Annotated in this window: 16 protein-coding genes; 8 read left to right on the forward strand and 8 right to left on the reverse strand. The window is 34.0% G+C overall.

Going from position 1 to position 17,951, the window contains the following annotated elements:
* The first annotated feature begins 235 nt into the window (after positions 1-235).
* Positions 236-2,194 carry an acetoacetate--CoA ligase gene (locus DFQ02_RS06850; protein ID WP_116040256.1) on the forward strand — a complete coding sequence of 653 codons (1,959 nt, stop codon included), beginning with the start codon at positions 236-238 and terminating at the stop codon, positions 2,192-2,194.
* Between the two features lie 3 nt (positions 2,195-2,197).
* On the opposite strand, the gene DFQ02_RS06855 is transcribed toward DFQ02_RS06850, so the two are convergent.
* The 6 genes from DFQ02_RS06855 to trhO form a co-directional block, all read right to left on the reverse strand.
* Entirely contained in the window at positions 2,198-4,537 is a 2,340-nt protein-coding gene (locus DFQ02_RS06855) for a penicillin-binding protein 1A (protein ID WP_116040257.1), read from the reverse strand.
* Positions 4,538-4,589: 52 nt separating this feature from the next.
* The gene (locus DFQ02_RS06860) at positions 4,590-5,084 is read right to left on the reverse strand and encodes a gliding motility lipoprotein GldH (RefSeq protein ID WP_116040258.1); all 495 of its coding nucleotides are present in this window, start codon (positions 5,082-5,084) and stop codon (positions 4,590-4,592) included.
* Positions 5,071-6,255 carry a PSP1 domain-containing protein gene (locus DFQ02_RS06865; RefSeq protein WP_116040259.1) on the reverse strand — a complete coding sequence of 395 codons (1,185 nt, stop codon included), beginning with the start codon at positions 6,253-6,255 and terminating at the stop codon, positions 5,071-5,073. Before DFQ02_RS06865 ends, DFQ02_RS06860 begins: the two co-directional genes overlap by 14 nt.
* A 121-nt stretch (positions 6,256-6,376) precedes the next feature.
* Positions 6,377-6,607 (reverse strand): ferredoxin, encoded by a 231-nt coding sequence (locus DFQ02_RS06870; RefSeq protein ID WP_116040260.1) that lies wholly within the window; start codon positions 6,605-6,607, stop codon positions 6,377-6,379.
* Positions 6,607-7,851, reverse strand: coding sequence for a peptidase U32 family protein (locus tag DFQ02_RS06875; RefSeq protein WP_116040261.1), 1,245 nt, complete (start codon positions 7,849-7,851; stop codon positions 6,607-6,609). The genes DFQ02_RS06870 and DFQ02_RS06875 overlap by 1 nt, the downstream gene beginning before the upstream one ends.
* Positions 7,852-7,855: 4 nt before the next feature.
* The gene (gene trhO, locus DFQ02_RS06880) at positions 7,856-8,929 is read right to left on the reverse strand and encodes an oxygen-dependent tRNA uridine(34) hydroxylase TrhO (protein WP_116040262.1); all 1,074 of its coding nucleotides are present in this window, start codon (positions 8,927-8,929) and stop codon (positions 7,856-7,858) included.
* Positions 8,930-9,209: 280 nt separating this feature from the next.
* Here trhO and recA point away from each other — a divergent pair, with 280 nt between their 5' ends.
* From recA to DFQ02_RS06900, 4 genes are all read left to right on the forward strand, one after another.
* A complete protein-coding gene (gene recA, locus DFQ02_RS06885) occupies positions 9,210-10,208 on the forward strand; it encodes a recombinase RecA (RefSeq protein WP_116040263.1) in 999 nt (332 codons plus the stop codon).
* A gap of 111 nt (positions 10,209-10,319) precedes the next feature.
* Positions 10,320-10,730, forward strand: coding sequence for a hypothetical protein (locus DFQ02_RS06890; protein WP_116040264.1), 411 nt, complete (start codon positions 10,320-10,322; stop codon positions 10,728-10,730).
* Positions 10,731-10,762: 32 nt separating this feature from the next.
* Entirely contained in the window at positions 10,763-11,305 is a 543-nt protein-coding gene (locus DFQ02_RS06895; protein ID WP_116040265.1) for an RNA polymerase sigma factor, read from the forward strand.
* A complete protein-coding gene (locus DFQ02_RS06900) occupies positions 11,306-12,826 on the forward strand; it encodes a porin family protein (protein WP_116040266.1) in 1,521 nt (506 codons plus the stop codon).
* 82 nt (positions 12,827-12,908) lie between these two features.
* Here the strand turns inward: DFQ02_RS06900 and DFQ02_RS06905 are convergent, their stop codons facing one another.
* Complete coding sequence (locus DFQ02_RS06905) at positions 12,909-13,646, reverse strand: lysophospholipid acyltransferase family protein (protein ID WP_116040267.1); 738 nt, start codon at positions 13,644-13,646, stop codon at positions 12,909-12,911.
* 75 nt (positions 13,647-13,721) lie between these two features.
* Between DFQ02_RS06905 and trpS the strand changes: the two genes are divergently transcribed.
* The gene (gene trpS, locus DFQ02_RS06910; RefSeq protein ID WP_116040268.1) at positions 13,722-14,690 is read left to right on the forward strand and encodes a tryptophan--tRNA ligase; all 969 of its coding nucleotides are present in this window, start codon (positions 13,722-13,724) and stop codon (positions 14,688-14,690) included.
* Here trpS and dprA read toward each other — a convergent pair.
* On the reverse strand, positions 14,687-15,790 hold the full coding sequence (gene dprA, locus DFQ02_RS06915) for a DNA-processing protein DprA (RefSeq protein ID WP_116040269.1): 1,104 nt from the start codon (positions 15,788-15,790) through the stop codon (positions 14,687-14,689). The genes trpS and dprA overlap by 4 nt on opposite strands.
* 167 nt (positions 15,791-15,957) lie before the next feature.
* Here dprA and DFQ02_RS06920 point away from each other — a divergent pair, with 167 nt between their 5' ends.
* A complete protein-coding gene (locus DFQ02_RS06920) occupies positions 15,958-17,301 on the forward strand; it encodes an HU domain-containing protein (RefSeq protein ID WP_116040270.1) in 1,344 nt (447 codons plus the stop codon).
* A gap of 75 nt (positions 17,302-17,376) precedes the next feature.
* Positions 17,377-17,886 (forward strand): acyl-CoA thioesterase, encoded by a 510-nt coding sequence (locus tag DFQ02_RS06925; RefSeq protein ID WP_116040271.1) that lies wholly within the window; start codon positions 17,377-17,379, stop codon positions 17,884-17,886.
* The last annotated feature ends 65 nt before the right edge of the window (positions 17,887-17,951 follow it).

Consider the following 17,951-nt stretch of genomic DNA (forward strand, 5'->3'; position numbering starts at 1 on the left):
TTAAGTTCATGGTAGATTTGGAATGATCTATAATTTGATTTGGTAAATTTGGGGACTGCTAATATCAAATTATTTTTCAACAAATCAGATTAAAAACATATAATTTCGATGAAATACGTTTTATTTTAACATTTTTATCGGTTTGATTATAAATTCATCCAAAGTACCCATTTCCTAAAAATTAAAAACTGTAGTTAAATCTTTATCTTTGAAAGAAGACATTATATTGTAATCTATGAAAAAACTTTGGGAAGGCTCCAAAAAGTTCAAACAAGATAGTCAGTTAAATAATTATTGTATTTGGCTCAAAGAACAATACAATTTACCTTTTGAAAATTATCATGATTTATGGCAATGGTCTGTTGAGAATATTGAAACTTTTTGGGAAAGTATTTGGAAGTACTTTAAAATAAAATCACATTCACCTTATATCCAAGTATTGTCATCATACAATATGCCTCACTGTAAATGGTTTGAAGGTGCAACATTAAATTATGCTGAACACATTTTTAAGCAATCTCATCCAAATAAAACAGCTATTTTTTTTAGTAATGAATCTGGGTTAAATATTGAAATTACTTGGAATGAGTTGGAAAGAAAAGTAACTTCGGTAGTAAACTATTTGAAATCTCTAGGGGTAACCAAAGGCGACAGAGTAGTGGGGTATTTACCTAATGTACCAGAAGCAACCATCGCTTTTCTGGCAACCAATGCTCTTGGTGCTATTTGGTCTAGTACCTCACCAGATTTTGGTACCGAAAGTGTTGTAAATCGTTTTGCCCAAATAGAACCCAAAGTTTTGTTCGCAGTTGATGGCTATACCTACAACGGAAAGCCCTTTGATAAAACCGAAACGGTTAAAGACATTGTTTCGTTTTTACCCTCCTTACAAAAGGTAATTGTGCTACCTTATTTAAACAAAAAAGCTTTAGAGTATTTACCAAAAGACTATGTTAATATCAATGCGTTATACACAATAAATGGAGGTAAATTAGAATTTCAACTGGTAGACTTTAATCATCCCATTTGGGTATTATACTCATCTGGAACAACCGGGCTACCAAAAGCTATTGTACACTCACATGGAGGTATTTTATTGGAGCATTTTAAATACATGGCATTCCATAATAATGTTAGTGAGGGTGAGCGTTATTTTTGGTATACCACAACGGGTTGGATGATGTGGAATTTTTTACAATCTGCCTTACTCATGGGAGCCTCTATTGTACTTTATGACGGAAGTCCAACCTACCCTAAATTTGATTCACTCTGGAAAATATCAGATAATTTAAACATTAACCACTTTGGAACAAGTGCTCCATATTTGGTTGCTAATATGAAAAAGCAACTTGATATTAAGAGAGCACACAACCTTCAATCTATAAAATCTATAAGCTCTACAGGCGCCCCTTTACCCGCTGAGGCTTTTAATTATGTGTATGAAAATATAAAAACTGATGTTTGGTTATGCTCTATGGCTGGAGGAACAGATGTCTGTACAGCCTTTGTTGGTGGCACCCCTTTTTATGCAGTACACTCTGGTGAAATTCAATGTAGAGCTCTAGGAGTTTCTCTGTATGCTTTAGACGATTTAGGTAACCCTATTGAAGATGATTTAGGTGAAATGGTTATTGATAAACCTATGCCCTCAATGCCTATTTACTTTTGGAACGATACAAACAATGCCCGATATCTGTCAAGTTATTTTGAAGACTACCCCAGAAAGTGGCGCCATGGTGACTTTATAAAGATTAATTCCAAAACCAAGGGTTTAGTAATTTACGGACGCTCTGACGCTACATTAAACAGACATGGCATTAGAATTGGTACGAGTGAAATTTACAGTGCTGTGAACAAAATCAAAGCGGTTGAAGATTCTTTAATTATAAACCTAGAATTGGAAGGAGGTAAACATTACATGCCCCTATTTGTAAAACTAAAAACTGGAGGCTCATTGACAAACGACATTAAACAAGCTATAAATAATCAGTTAAAAAGTGATTATTCACCACGTCATGTACCTGATGAGATTATTGAAGTTACAGACATTCCTTATACTATTAGTGGTAAAAAAATGGAGGCTCCCGTAAAAAAGATACTGCTTAAAATGCCTATTGAAAAATCAATCAATATGGACGCCATGCGCAATCCTGAATCCATACAGTTTTTTGTTGAGTTTGCTAAAACCCTTTAGAATCTAAAATTCTAATTCTTCGGGAATAGCATCATTTAAGTTGTCATCAATAATATCTTCTTTGGTCATTTTAGAGCAATCAACTATAATTGATAGTTCTTCAGGTTCTTCAAATTCTTCCTTAGATATATTAAGCGTTTCATCATTATAACAACGCTTCATGTACAGTCCCCAAATAGGTAATGCCATAGAAGCGCCTTGTCCGTAGGTAATGCTCGCAAAATGAGCTGCTCTATCTTCGGCTCCAACCCAAACCCCCGTCACTAAATTTGGTACCATACCCATAAACCAACCATCACTTTGGTTTTGAGTTGTTCCTGTTTTCCCTGCTATGGGATTATCAAACTTATAGGGGTAACCTGTAATTATTTCTTTGTATTCTGGACTGATAGCACCTGAATGTCTTAATCTAGTACCTGAACCGCCTTCGGTAACGCCTTCTAAAAGCTTTACAGTAACATAAGCCGTTTCCGCACTTAAGACATCACGAGTTTCTGGTTGAAACTGATAAAGCACAGTTCCGTTTTTATCTTCAATAGTAGTGACCATAACAGGTTTTGTATACACTCCTTTATTAGCAAATGTAGCATAGGCTCCTACCATTTCATAAACACTTAAATCTGGTGTCCCTAAAGCAATTGATGGTACAGGCGGTATATCAGATTCTATTCCCAATTTTTTGGCTAAGTCTACTACGGGTTGTGGCCCTACCTTATCAATTAAGCGCGCTGTGATAGTATTTACCGAGTTTGCCAAAGCATTTTGTAACGTTCTTGTACCCCCGTAATCATCTTCTCCTCCTGAGTTTCTTGGACACCATTCTTCCATATTTCCATGCTTTAATTTTTCAATACAATAAGGTGTATCTGGAAACACATCACATGGAGAATAATGTAATTGATCTATGGCTGCCGTGTAAACTAATGGTTTAAACGTAGACCCTATTTGGCGCTTCCCTTGTTTTACCATGTCATATTGAAAATGTCTATAATTTATCCCACCCACCCAAGCTTTAACATGACCTGTTTGTGGATCCATAGACATCATGCCGGTTCGTAAAAACGATTTATAGTATCGCATAGAATCCCACGGTTTCATAATGGTATCAATCTCACTTGCTACACCATCTTTCCATTCAAAAACTTTCATTTCAACAGGTTTGTGAAACGACGCTTTTATCTCTTCATCCGACTTTTTCAAATCGTATTTCATGTGTCGCCAACGCTCCGACTGCTTCATTGAAGTACGCATCAAAGTATCAATAGCACCACGGGTTAAATCTAAAAATGGTGCTGTAGGATTACGTATTGGAGTATTTTGATGGAAAAACTCTGCTTGTAACCTTGGCATATGCTGTTGAACAGCATCTTCTGCATATTGTTGCATACGTGAATCTATAGTCGTATAAATTTTTAACCCATCATTATATAAGTTCCATTTTGTCCCGTCCGGCTTTGGATTCTCTTTTATCCAATCTTTCATAAAGCCATCTAAATAGCCTCTAAAATATGTTGCTAAACCTTCACGATGGGACTCTGGTGTATAGTTTAAATCTAGGTCTGTTTTTTGAAGTGAATCTTTAACTTGTACCGTAATATAACCATATTTCTCCATTTGCGACAACACCACATTGCGTCTAGTTCTAGTGAGTTCTGCTCTCCTTCTAGGATTGAATAAAGAAGAATTTTTAAACATCCCAACTAACATAGCAGATTCCTTTACAGACAATTCTTTGGGTTCTTTTCCGAAATAAATTCGAGCTGCACTTCTGATACCGTCAGCATTGTTTAAAAAATCGTAAATATTACAGTACTGAGTGATTATTTCTTCTTTAGTATATTGACGCTCTAATCTAGTAGCAATAATCCATTCTTTAACTTTTTGAAGTATTCTCCCTATAGTATTTTTTGAGCCCTCACCATGAAATAATTGTTTTGCTAATTGCTGTGAAATAGTACTGGCTCCACCTCCACTTCCTAATTTAACAACTGCCCTTAAAGTACCCCTAGCGTCTATTCCAGAATGATCATGAAAACGGGCATCCTCAGTGGCTATTAAAGCCTCTACTAAATGTTGCGGCAACTCATTATAACCCACGGGAGTTCTGTTATCATTAAAATAAAACTTGCCCAAGGTTTGTCCATCAGAAGAAATTATTTCGGTGGCTAAATTAGTTCTCGGATTTTCTAACACGGTATGATCTGGCATCTCGCCAAAGGCACCCCAAGAAGCCATTAGAAAAACACCCACTACGGATAAAACACCTATAGAAAACAATATCCAAAACCAACGAATGTATTTTGAAAAATCTGGAGCAGTCGTTTTTTTCTTTTTTGGTGTCATAGTTTAAGAGCCTTAAGTTTATGGGTTTGCTTAAGTATTTAAAGTTATGATGTTATTTAATCTCTAGTTTTTCTATTCTAAAACCAACATCGGTTATGCCTTCAAGTTCCACCACACCATTCACTTTTCCGTTTTCTCTCATAGCCTGTTGAATATTCACTGTATACTCTCCTCGCTCATGAAAAACCACTTGTTCTTTATACCAAAGTTTGTTTTCTTTTACATCGGTATATCCGGTTCCTAATAGCTTACCGCTAGGATCCGCCATTCTATATTCTAAAGTGTCTTTAATGGTTTTTCCATGCGGAAAAATCATTTCAACAATTACATGTAAATTATTGTATTTATAGGCATTTGTATTTCTTAAATTAACAAATAAATTATAAGCGTTTATTGAATCTGGAGGCGTAACCTTAAAGCTTACAATAGAATCTTTATGCCATTTATTAGGGATAGATTTATAAGTATCAAACACCCAGTTTGAATCACAAGAAACCACAACAAAAGAAAGTATTAAAAAAAATAGCCAACTGTTATTTTGTTGCATTTTTACTGTTTTGAGGTTTTCTTTTGTTTCTATTGCTGTTATTCTTTCTGTTCCTATTATTTTTACGACGCTTCTTGGGTTTTGGATTATCAAAGCGTGTTAAACTATCTTGACCTACAACGTTCTCAAACTCAGTTTTAGTATCTTCAATGAGGTCTGAGGCGTATTCTTCAAGACTTGAAATTTTTTCGTTTTTCTTATTTAAATCTATGATTTCTTTGACTTGATCAGTTGTTAATTTATGCCAATTAGTCCACTCACCTTCATAAGCGTACCATAAATGCCTTTTGAAAATATCTGTTTTTTGACACACCGCAACGCCTTTTTCCGTTTGAAGTTTTACATCGGTTTTTGGAAAATCTTTCAAAGCATCTAAATAAGTGTCCAATTCATAATTCAAGCAGCATTTTAGCTTACCACATTGACCAGCCAGTTTCTGAGGATTTAGTGATAATTGCTGATAACGAGCGGCTGATGTGCTTACCGATCTAAAATCTGTTAACCAGGTAGAGCAACACAATTCTCTACCACATGAACCAATACCGCCCAATCTGGAAGCTTCTTGACGAAAACCAACTTGTTTCATTTCAATACGTGTTCTAAACTCTCGGGCAAACACCTTAATAAGCTCTCTAAAATCTACACGGTCTTCTGCAGTATAATAAAACGTTGCTTTACTGGCATCTCCCTGAAACTCAATATCAGAAATTTTCATTTGCAACTTTAAATCGATGGCAAACTGGCGTGCTTTAACCTTCATAGGTTCTTCCCTGTCTCGAGCTTGTTGCCAAATATCAATATCTTTTTGGGTAGCTTTTCTGTAAATTTTAAGACCTTCTTCAATATTGTCTTTAATACTCTTACGTTTCATTTGAATACGCACTAATTCGCCCGTAAGGGTAACCATACCAATATCATGACCAGAGTTAGCTTGTGTAGCTACAATATCTCCAATACTAAGTGTTACATTATCTGGGTTGTAATAGTAGTCTTTTCTGCCGTTTTTAAAACGAACTTCAACCCAGTTAAACGGCTTTTCGCCGTTAGGAAGCGACATATTTGATAGCCAATCAAAAACGGTAAGTTTGTTACAACTATCCGTTCCGCAAGTACCATTATTTTTACAGCCTTTCGGTTGGCCGTCTTTTGTTGCACAGCTTGCACAAGCCATAGATTTATATATTGAATTCGTTAATAATTAAATTATTACGAATGATGGTTTATATTAAATTCGATTTGTAAAGATAAGATTATTATACTTACTTAAAAATTAGGGTAGTTAAAATAGTAAACTAAACATTTTTTACACTAATAATTTTTACAGGACATGCCTTAGCAGCTTTATCGCAATCATCAAAAATAAAATTGTCAGGAGATTTTATTGTATAAAAACCCTTTTTTTCTTGAGAACGTAATAGAACGCTTTTTCCGTCTTTTTTAGACATTTGAAACTGATTTGGTGCTAATTCTACGCAATAATTACAACCAATACACTTTTCACGTTGCAAAGTTACTACTACCATTAAGCTTCTACTTTGCTTTCAACAATTTTATAAAGCTTATCTGATGGTCTGATTCTAAAACCTAACGGAATAGTAACCGAGTCTCCTTTTGAAGCTGAAGACCGCTTTTCATCATTCACCAACATTTCCTCAACGTTCAATTCTTTAACTCCTGTTGTTGGACCTGTGATTAAAATGTTATCTCCTATCTTAAGATCAAATGCTTCTATTTTAAATTCGCCTATTTCTGGCTTAGGAAAATAATTCATGCCTTTACCTATATATACTTTTTTCTGTGTAGCATGAGACCCAGAACCTTTACTCCATTCACCCAGTTTTTGCCCCAAGTAATAACCACTCCAAAAACCTCGATTATAAACAGTCTCTAAAGTTTGCATCCATGAAATGACTTGTTCCTTTTTATACGTTCCTGCCTTAACAGCATCAATGGCTTGTCTGTAACAATCAATTACTTTAGCTACATATTCTGGTGCTCTTCCACGCCCTTCAATCTTTAAAACTTTAATACCTGCATCGGCTACCTGATCAAGGAAATCAATAGTGCATAAGTCTTTTGGTGACATAATATACTCATTATCCAATTCCATCTCAAAACCAGTTTCTTGGTCAATAACCGTATACTTTTTTCTGCAGTTTTGCTTACATGCACCTCTATTAGCTGATGAATTGTGGGAGTGTAAACTCATATAACATTTACCAGAAACTGCCATACATAGGGCTCCGTGTCCAAAAATTTCAATCTCAACCAATCTGCCTGATGGTCCCTTTATTTGTTCCTTTTCAATTTGTTCAGTTATTTTCTTTATTTGGCGCAAACTCAACTCTCTACTCAACACCATGGTATCTGCGAACATGGCATAAAACCTAACCGTTTCAATATTGGTTATATTAATTTGGGTAGAAATATGCACTTCCATATCCTGTTCTCTGGCCATACCAATAACCGCTTGATCCATAGCTATAACAGCTGTAATATCTGCCTCCTTGGCTCTTTTGATCAGGGTTTTTACAATGGATAAATCATGATCATAAATAATCGTATTGAGCGTAAGATAAGTACGAACATTTTTAGCTTTACACCTTGCCGATATTTCTTCAAGGTCATCTAAAGTGAAGTTTATAGAAGCCCTGGCTCTCATATTCAATTGCTCAACCCCAAAATATACCGAATCAGCACCACTATCCAATGCCGCCTGAAGCGATTCAAAATTTCCGGCGGGTGCCATTAATTCTATATGTTGCATAACGCTATTTTTTATCAGCCTTAAGGGTTTCGTAAATATTTCTTAGGTCCTTTTTAAATGGCAAATGGTCTGCACGCCCTTTCTTAAAAATATCATTGCTATTACCTTGTCCTTTTCTCAATGTTTTCTGCTCTTCGTATGGTAAAGCATTTATTTCCTGGCAAGTGGTTGAGCAGCAATTATCCATCTCCTTTTTACAATCATCACATTGAATGAATAATAAGTGACAAGCATCATTGGCACAATTGGTATGTATATCGGCTGGTTTTCCACATTGATGACATTGTGCAATAACATCATCGCTTATCTTTTCGGCACGTCGCTCATCAAACACAAAGTTTTTACCTATGAATTTATTTTCCAACTCTTGTTCCTTGACCTGACGCGTGTATTCTATAATCCCACCTTCTAACTGAAATACATTTTTAAAACCTTTATGTTTAAAATAGGCACTGGCTTTTTCGCACCGAATGCCTCCTGTACAATACATGACTAGGTTTTTATCTTCCTTGTGTTCCTTTAAATCTTCTTCAATGATATCTAAAGATTCCCTAAATGTGTCAACATCAGGTGTTACAGCGTTTTTAAAATGCCCAATCTCACTTTCGTAGTGATTACGCATGTCAACAAGAACGGTTTTTTCATCCTCGATTAACATATTGAATTTTTCAGCTCCTACATGAACACCTTTGTCAGTAACATCAAAGGTATCATCATTTAAACCATCGGCTACAATTTTATTGCGAACCTTAACCTTCAATTTTAAAAAAGACATGTTGTCCTGCTCAATGGCAATATTTAGTCTAATGTCTTTTAAGAAGTCAATAGTATCTATATGTTCTTTGAATTCATTGAACCTATCTGCTGGTAGTGATAATTGCCCATTAATACCTTCGGAGGCAACATAAATTCTGCCCAAAACATCTAACCTATCCCAAGCTACAAAAAGTTGGTCACGAAATTCTTTTGGATTGCTAATCTTGGCGTATTGATAGAAAGAAAGCGTTAAGCGGTCCTTTCCCGCTTGCTCAATTAACGCTGCTCTTTCTTTTGCACTTAATTTATTGTACAGTTGCATGCTATACTAATTTTATAAGTTTAAGAAATATTTCAGGTTGCAAAAGTACATTTTTTACTCTGAACCAACTATTTATGCAATAAAAAAGCACTTTAGGGGCCTAAAGTGCTTTTCAGTCAGAATTGAGTTAGTTTTAGTTTTACCAAGCAGGTATATTTCACAGCAAAGTTTTTCCCACTTTAATAGTAGATGCATATTGTTGAAAAAGGTTGCGTGATAAAATTGTATTGTGAAAAAAGTTGTCTTATTTTAGCAAGCATAACTTCAGAAAAAAAGATATATGAGTAAAGAACAAGAAGCTAAATTAAAAGCGTTAAAACTTACACTAGATAAACTAGATAAAGCCTACGGAAAAGGCACTGTAATGAAAATGAGTGATGCTGCTATTGAAGATATTGATGCTATTTCATCAGGCTCGTTAGGTTTAGATATTGCTTTAGGTGTTGGTGGATATCCTAGAGGCAGGGTCATTGAAATTTACGGTCCAGAATCTTCGGGTAAAACCACATTAACTTTACACGCTATAGCTGAAGCACAAAAGTCTGGTGGTATTGCTGCTTTTATTGATGCTGAACACGCATTTGATAGATTTTATGCCAAAAAATTAGGCGTTGATATTGATAACCTAATCATATCACAACCGGATAACGGAGAACAAGCTTTAGAAATTGCAGACAATTTGATTCGCTCTGGCGCTATTGATATTGTTGTTGTAGATTCGGTTGCTGCTTTAACACCTAAGAGTGAGATTGAAGGTGAAATGGGCGATTCTAAAATGGGACTTCATGCGCGTTTAATGTCTCAAGCCTTAAGAAAATTAACAGCTTCTATTAGCAAAACCCATTGTACCGTGATTTTTATTAACCAATTGCGTGAAAAAATTGGTGTTATGTTTGGTAACCCAGAAACTACAACGGGTGGTAATGCTCTTAAATTTTATGCTTCGGTAAGATTAGATATCAGGCGTTCTACACAAATCAAAGACACTAATGGTGAAGTATCTGGTAATAAAACTAGAGTTAAAGTAGTAAAAAATAAAGTAGCTCCACCTTTTAAAACGGCAGAGTTTGATATTATGTATGGTGAAGGTGTATCTAAAGTAGGTGAAATTTTAGATATTGCCGTAGATAACGAAATTATTAAAAAGAGTGGTTCTTGGTTTAGTTATCAAGACACCAAACTAGGGCAGGGTAGAGACGCTGTAAAAGCTCTCATAAAAGACAATCCAGAACTTATGGATGAACTTGAAGCCAAGGTCAGAGAAATTGTAACCTCATAATTATTAAAAAGATCCCGAAATTATCGGGATTTTTTATTTTTTATACGCAACCTTTCGAATTATATAACATCTACAGGTTATAAACATGTATTTAACCCTAAAAAAACTGCTATGAAAAGAGTTATTATGCTATGTTTAACACTGTTGCTTTTTACAGCTTGTAGTGTTAACGATGATGATGTAAATTATAGTTTTGAGATTTTACCTGTTGAGAGTGTAGATATACCCTCAGAATTTGTGTTAGGAGAAGTTTATCCGATTACTATTTCTTATTTTAGACCCTCAACATGTTATGCTTTCAATGATTTTTATTATCAAAAGGAACTTAATGAGCGTACAGTGGCACCCGTCAACTATGTGTTTGATAGAAATGATTGTAAAAACCTAAATGATGAATTAGTAGAAGCTACTTTTAATTTTATAGTAACCAGTAATGGTTCTTATCTCTTTAAATTTTGGCAGGGTGAAGACAGTAATGGTGAAAGCATATTCTTGACGGTAGAAGTACCAGTAGTTGAGTAAAAAGTAAGTAACTAATTAATACATGTTTAAGTTTGAGTTTAAATCAACTCATAGAAAATTGTAAGCTTAATGATACCAAAGCTCAAGGAGAATTGTATAAACTTTTTTCAAGTAAACTATTCTCTATCTGCTTAAAGTATTCGCGTAATTATGCTGAAGCGGAAGATAATTTACAAGATGCATTTCTTACAATTTTCAATAAAATAGAACAGTTTAAACATAAAGGTTCTTTTGAAGGGTGGTTAAAACGCATAACCATCAACACGGTTTTGCAACGTTATAGGAACGAAAAAGTATTTGATATTGTCAACGAAAAAAATGTTGAAGACACACAAGTAGAAGTTGACGAAGATTCTTTTTCAATAGATTTTCTTTTAAAAATCATTCAAGAGTTACCAGATAGGTACCGATTGGTTTTTAACCTATATGTATTGGATGGTTATTCGCATAAAGATATAGCAGACATGCTAAATATTAATACAGGAACCTCAAAATCTAATTTAGCAAGGGCAAGACAGATTTTGAAACAGAATATTAAAGATTATAAATTATCCCAAAGTTTACAGTCATTATAAATGGGTGAAAAAAAACATATTGATAGGTTATTTCAAGAAGGCTTAAAAGATTTTGAAGCCTCTCCGAGCAGAGCTGTTTGGAAAAATATTGAAGCTAACCTTAACAAGAAAAAGAAAAGGCGAGTTATTCCAATCTGGTGGCGTTATGCAGGTGTAGCCGCATTGCTCTTACTTCTGTTAACTATTGCTGGTATTTTTAAAGGCGACTCTAATACCATTATTCCTGCCAAAATAGTAACTGAAGATATAATAAACACTACCAATACAAACACCAAGACTCCAGATAGTTTTGATAATAATAATACGGTTATCGTAAATTCTGGTGAAGGTGAACAAGTGATTTCAGAAAGTAACTTTAAAAACACAGAACCTCCTTTAAATAATGTTGTTTCGCAAAGCGAAACAACTATCGCAGGAACTGCGGCTTCTAAGAATGTAAATGAAAGTATAATAGTTAACAAGTTGAAAGGCAATCTTAATAAAGAGCAAAACACACTTGTTACCGTTAAAAATAAAACAGAAACGGGTATTTCAAATAACTTAACCAATAACAATGCAGTGGCTTTAGCACAGTCTGAAGACAATAGCAAAAAACTTATTCAAAACAAAGCGGCTGAAACCAACTCTGTTTTAAATAATAATTTGGTTGTACAAAATGAAAATGACCCAAATGAAAATAAAAGCGAAGCTATAGCCGAAAACAAAAAAGAGGATATAGAAACGCATCTAACCATTGAAGAGGCTTTAGAGGAAAGCCGAGAACTTTTAGAAGATACTAAAAAAACAAACAGATGGGCCGTTGTACCTAATGCAGCGCCTGTTTATTTTAACACTTTAGGAGAAGGATCCTCAATAGATCAACAATTTAACGGTAATCCAAAAAGTGGGGATGTAAATATGAGCTATGGAATTACAGCCAGCTATGCACTCAACGATAAAATTAGTATTCGTTCAGGAATTAACAAGGTTAATTTGGGATACAACACTAATAATGTGGTAGTTTTTCAAACTACTGGTTTAAGTAGTTCTGTTAATAATTCTCTACAAAACATTAGCACTAAAAGCAACTCTAATCAATTTGCTACATCAGAAAACATATCTTTTGTTAGTGGTGAGAGTTTAAACAAAAGTTCTGTTCCAGAATCTTTTGCTTTAACTAACAGTTCTATTAATCAATCATTTGGGTTCATAGAAGTTCCTTTAGAAATTCAATACGCCTTATCTAATAATAAATTTGGGGTTAATGTTATTGGTGGGTTTAGTTCTTTCTTTTTAAACAGTAATGAAATATTTTCTGAAGCTGAAAATGGCTCCAGAACTTTTTTAGGAGAAGCCACTAACCTAAATAAAATTAGTTATAGTGCTAATTTTGGTTTTGGATTCCGTTATAAGTTTTCAGAAAAAATAGATTTGAATTTAGAACCCATGTTTAAATATCAAATTAATACATTTAACAATACTTCCGGAAATTTTACACCTATTATTATCGGGGTTTATACCGGATTTGCTATTAAATTCTAGGTTTTTGGTTAGATCTGGATAATGGTTTTCATTAAGCTCGGAAACCATTATCAAAAAAACTGCTCTGGTAAAGAGCAGTTTTTTATTTGTTAAATGTTATCAATTGTTTATAAATTATTTCCCTAGCCTTTTCATTCAAACGTTTAGTGTCTTCAATTCTTAAACCTTCAGTTAAAAGGAACTTGTGAATTTTAACACGTAAAATTCCAGGGCCTCCACTAAATAATGTATAAGAAAAACGTTTTTTATTATCGGCAAAAGTAATTGGCACTATAGGTATTTGATGATTAATAGCCAACCTGAAAGCACCATCTTTAAACTCATCTAAATCTAAATGTTCCTCTGGAACGCCCCCTTCAGGAAAAATACAAATACTCAAACCAGATTGTAATCTTTTTTGAGCTCTTATAAAAACGGCTTGCCTGCTTTTGGCAGAACTTCTATCTACCAAAATACAAGTGCGTTTGTAGAAAAAACCAAATAACGGAATTTTAGCCAATTCTTTCTTACCAACAAAAACAAATGGATTTTTTATAGATACTAGCATGAGCATGATATCTATCATTGATGTATGATTGGCAATAAACATGTAGCTATTACCCTTTTCAGGGGATTGTTCCTTTAGAAAAACACATCTAAATCCCATCCCACTTAAAATAAATTTGGCCCAAAACCTAGCTAGTTTAAAAAAGAAAGGATACCATGATTCTCGAGAAATAGATACCAAAAGTACCGGGAACAAAACAATAATGGGAATAGTTACAAGAACATAAAACCAAATACGATATAAAACCCAGAAAGAATATTTAAATAATTTCATTAATACCAAAAATAAACAATTGTATTGAGCAATTCTATTAAAAAAATTACCTTTGTCGCTTCATAAAGGCATACTATGGCAAGAATACTAACGGGAATACAAAGTACAGGCACCCCACATTTAGGAAACATTTTAGGCGCTATTATTCCAGCCATAAAAATGGCTGAAAAACCTGAGAATGATTCCTATTTATTTATTGCAAACCTACATTCCTTAACGCAGATTAAGGACGCAGACACATTAAGGGAAAACACTTATTCTACCGCTGCTGTTTGGTTAGCTTTTGGTTTAGATATTGAAAAAAGTGTATTTTACAGACAGAGTGATGTGCCACAAGTTACTGAATTGACGTGGTATTTAAATTGTTTCTTCCCCTATCAAAGATTAACTCTTGCACATAGTTTTAAGGATAAAGCTGATAGACTGGAGGATGTTAATTCTGGCTTGTTTACATACCCTATGCTTATGGCTGCCGATATTTTAATGTATGATGCTGAGATTATTCCTGTGGGAAAAGACCAAGAACAACATATTGAAATGACACGTGATGTAGCCTCTCGTTTTCACTCTAAAGTTGGAGAAACCTTTGTATTGCCTAAAGCAGAGATTCAAAAAGAAACTATGCTTATTCCTGGTACCGATGGTGAGAAGATGAGCAAGAGCAAAGGAAACATCATTAACATATTTTTGCCAGATAAGAAACTGCGCAAACAAATCATGTCTATTAAAACAGATAGCACCCCACTTGAAGATCCAAAAAACTGGAAAACTTGTAATTGTTTCGCAATTTACAGTTTACTTGCCACAGATGAACAAAAGGAAATCATGAAAGCCAACTATGAAAAAGGAAATTATGGCTACGGTCATGCAAAACAAGCTTTGTTTGAGTTAATTATTGAAAGGTTTGCTGTAGAACGCGAAAAATATAATTACTATATGAACAATCTTGCTGAACTTGACAAAGCACTCTTAATAGGTGCAGAAAAAGCTAAATTAGTTGCCAATAATGTTTTAGATAGGGTTAGGAAAAAAATTGGGTATTAAACAAGCTCGAACAATTTACCAGGAAGTGGCCGGATAACGCCTTTTAACTCCATATTTAAAAGAGCACTAGACACCTTGAAAATTGGCATATTACAAGTAATAGCAATAGTATCCAATTGCTGTTTATTGTTTTCTTTTAAATACTCATATATCTTTTTTTCTTCTGTATTTAATTCCACAAACAATTGCTTTTGAACTACTGGTTTACTTGCCTTTTCTAATTCCCAATTTAAGATATAAGGTACATCCAATGGATTAGAAAGCATCATGGCCTTTTGATGTTTAATTAAATTATTACAGCCTAAACTTAACGAATCTGTTACCCTACCTGGAACTGCAAAAACATCTCTATCGTATGAATTGGCAATATCTGCAGTTACCAAACTACCTCCTTTTTCGGCAGATTCTATGACAATTGTTGCTTCACTTAAACCAGCAATAATTCTATTTCTTTTTAAAAAATTGTTTCGATCAAAAACATCTGTACTCCAAAAATCTGAAAAAAAACCTCCATGCTTTTCAACATCAACCATGTATTTTTTGTGAACCTTAGGATAAATTTGATTCAACCCATGAGCTAAACAACCAATAGTTTGCAAATTATATTTCAACGCTGCTTTATGGGCTGTGATATCTGTTCCGTAAGCAAATCCAGAAACTACTACTGGATTATAAGGAGCGAGCTGTTCTATCAAATTTTCACAAAACGCCATACCATTTGTTGTTATTTTTCTTGTTCCTACAATACTGATAACTCTTTGGTTTTTTAAATTGATATTACCTGTTTGAAATAGTAGAATTGGACCATCTATACAATGCTTTAATCGTTCTGGGTAGTTATCATCTGTAAAATATGAAACCTTAACTTCATTTTTGTTTATAAAAACAATTTCCTCCTCTGCGGCCTTTAAATGTTCAATGTTATGAATGTCTGCTAAAGTGGCTTGTCCAATCCCATCAATTTTAGCAAGATTTTGCTTTTTCTCTTTTAAAACGGCTTCAGCAGACCCACAAAAAGCAATGAGCCTTTTTGCAGTAATATCTCCTATATTAGATACGTGCTGTAGTGCCAAGGTATATAGCAAATCGTTTTCGGTCATTATTTACAATTCAAATTTAGTGAACCTACAAGAAACACATTTTTAACCAATAATCACCAATAAATTTAACTCAAAACCTTTTTGTTACTTGATAAGATATGATTGTTTGTTAATAAATAGTTATCTACAGATTTTCATTAGAAACATATTTTTTTAACTTTGTTTTCATGCAACTTGAAACCTACATTAGCGACTTATTATATCGATACGAATGTGTTACTATTCCTGAGTTTGGAGCCTTTTTAACCCAGCGTGTATCGGTTTCAATTAATGATTCAACCAATACATTTTATCCTCCTAGTAAAAGTGTAGCATTTAATGAACAAATTCAAACAAATGATGGTTTACTGGCGCATTACATTGCTGATGTTGAAAAAATTCCTTTTGAAGTTGCTAACAAGAAAATAGCAAAACGTGTTAAAATTTTAAAGTCTTATTTAACGCAAGGCGAAACACTTACTTTTAAAAATATAGGTGATATTAGTTTAAATAATGAAAGTAAAATTTTATTTGAACCCACCTATAATCTTAATTACTTAACAGATTCTTTTGGTTTATCTCAGTTTGTATCACCTGCTGTGAACAGAGAGATTTACAAGACAGATGTTGAAAATATTGAAAAGGTTGTCCCTATTGCTATTACCTCAAAACAGCGTAAAGCCAGACCTTATTTAAGGTATGCTGCTGTTGCTTTAATAGCATTGGCATTAGGAGGGTTTGCTGCTTCTAATTACCATATTAATAATATTAAAGCTCACAATCAATTAGCGCAAGAAGAGGCCGAACTACAATTAGATAATCAAATTCAGCAAGCAACCTTTAGTTTAAACCCCTTACCTACAGTAACCTTGAATGTTAGTAAACAAACTGGCAACTATCATATTGTAGCAGGAGCATTTAGAGTTGAAGAAAATAGTATTAAAAAAATTAAGCAGCTTAAAGCCGAAGGATTTAAAGCCAGAAAGTTAGGTGTTAACAAATACGGATTGCATGAAGTTGTTTATGGTAGCTATGAAGATAGGCTTGAAGCTTTGAAAGCTCTAAGAACTATTAAAAACACTCATAATAAAGATGCTTGGTTAAAGGTTAAAAACGTTGCCCAAACAACTGTTGTTAAAAACACTCCTAAAAAAGTTTCTCAAGAAAGTATAGAGCAATTTGAGCAATCTAGCCTAATAACCAACCCTGGTAAAGGGCAATTAATTTCAAAAGATACCTTTTTTAATCAAAGCCCTAATATTACTCCTATAATTAAAGAAGTAGATAATTTAAAAAGTGGTTTTTATACAATAATTGGTGTGTTCTCTAATATTTCAGATAGAGAAGAATTTATAAGCAATCTTTCAGAAACTGGCCAAGAAAACCTTGGTTTTTTCTTTGATAAGAAAAGTCAAAACTACCTTATATACAATGAAAGATTTAATGATTTAAGCACTGCCAAAGCTGCTCTATTATCAGAAAAAAACACGGTGTTTAATGGTGAAATTGCTGTTGTAAAAGTAGAAAATTAAGGTACTTACATTCTAGGTCATTTTCTTTCTTAAATCCTTAAAAGCATACATTTGCTTTTTTTAAATCATTTAGTTATGGACGCATATACGCCAGAACAATCCAAAACCATACTCACAGATATGGTTTTGCCCGGTGAAACCAACCCTTTGAATAATTTGTTTGGTGGTGAACTATTGGCAAGAATGGACAGAGCGGCTAGTATAGCTGCTAGACGTCATAGCAGACGTATTGTAGTAACAGCCTCTGTTAACCATGTTGCTTTTACAAGAGCTGTACCGTTGGGTAGTGTAGTGACTGTGGAAGCCAAAGTATCTAGAGCCTTTAAAACCTCTATGGAGGTGTTTATAGATGTTTGGATTGAAGACCGCGAATCTGGTGAAAAAACCAAAGCCAATGAAGCCATTTACACTTTTGTAGCTGTTGATGAAACCGGGTGCCCCATAAGTATACCAGAAGTTATTCCTGAAACCAATCTGGAGAAAGAACGGTTTGATGCTGCCTTAAGACGTAAGCAATTAAGCTTATTACTTGCTGGAAAAATAAAACCAAATGAAGCAACTGAATTAAAAGCTTTATTTGAGTAAACAGCTAATTTATCTGAGAATTCTCTTATCAATATCTTAAAATACTTAAATCTATCTAATATAAT

The organism is Seonamhaeicola aphaedonensis (genome assembly GCF_003386195.1).
GTDB classification, from domain to species: Bacteria; Bacteroidota; Bacteroidia; order Flavobacteriales; family Flavobacteriaceae; genus Seonamhaeicola; species Seonamhaeicola aphaedonensis.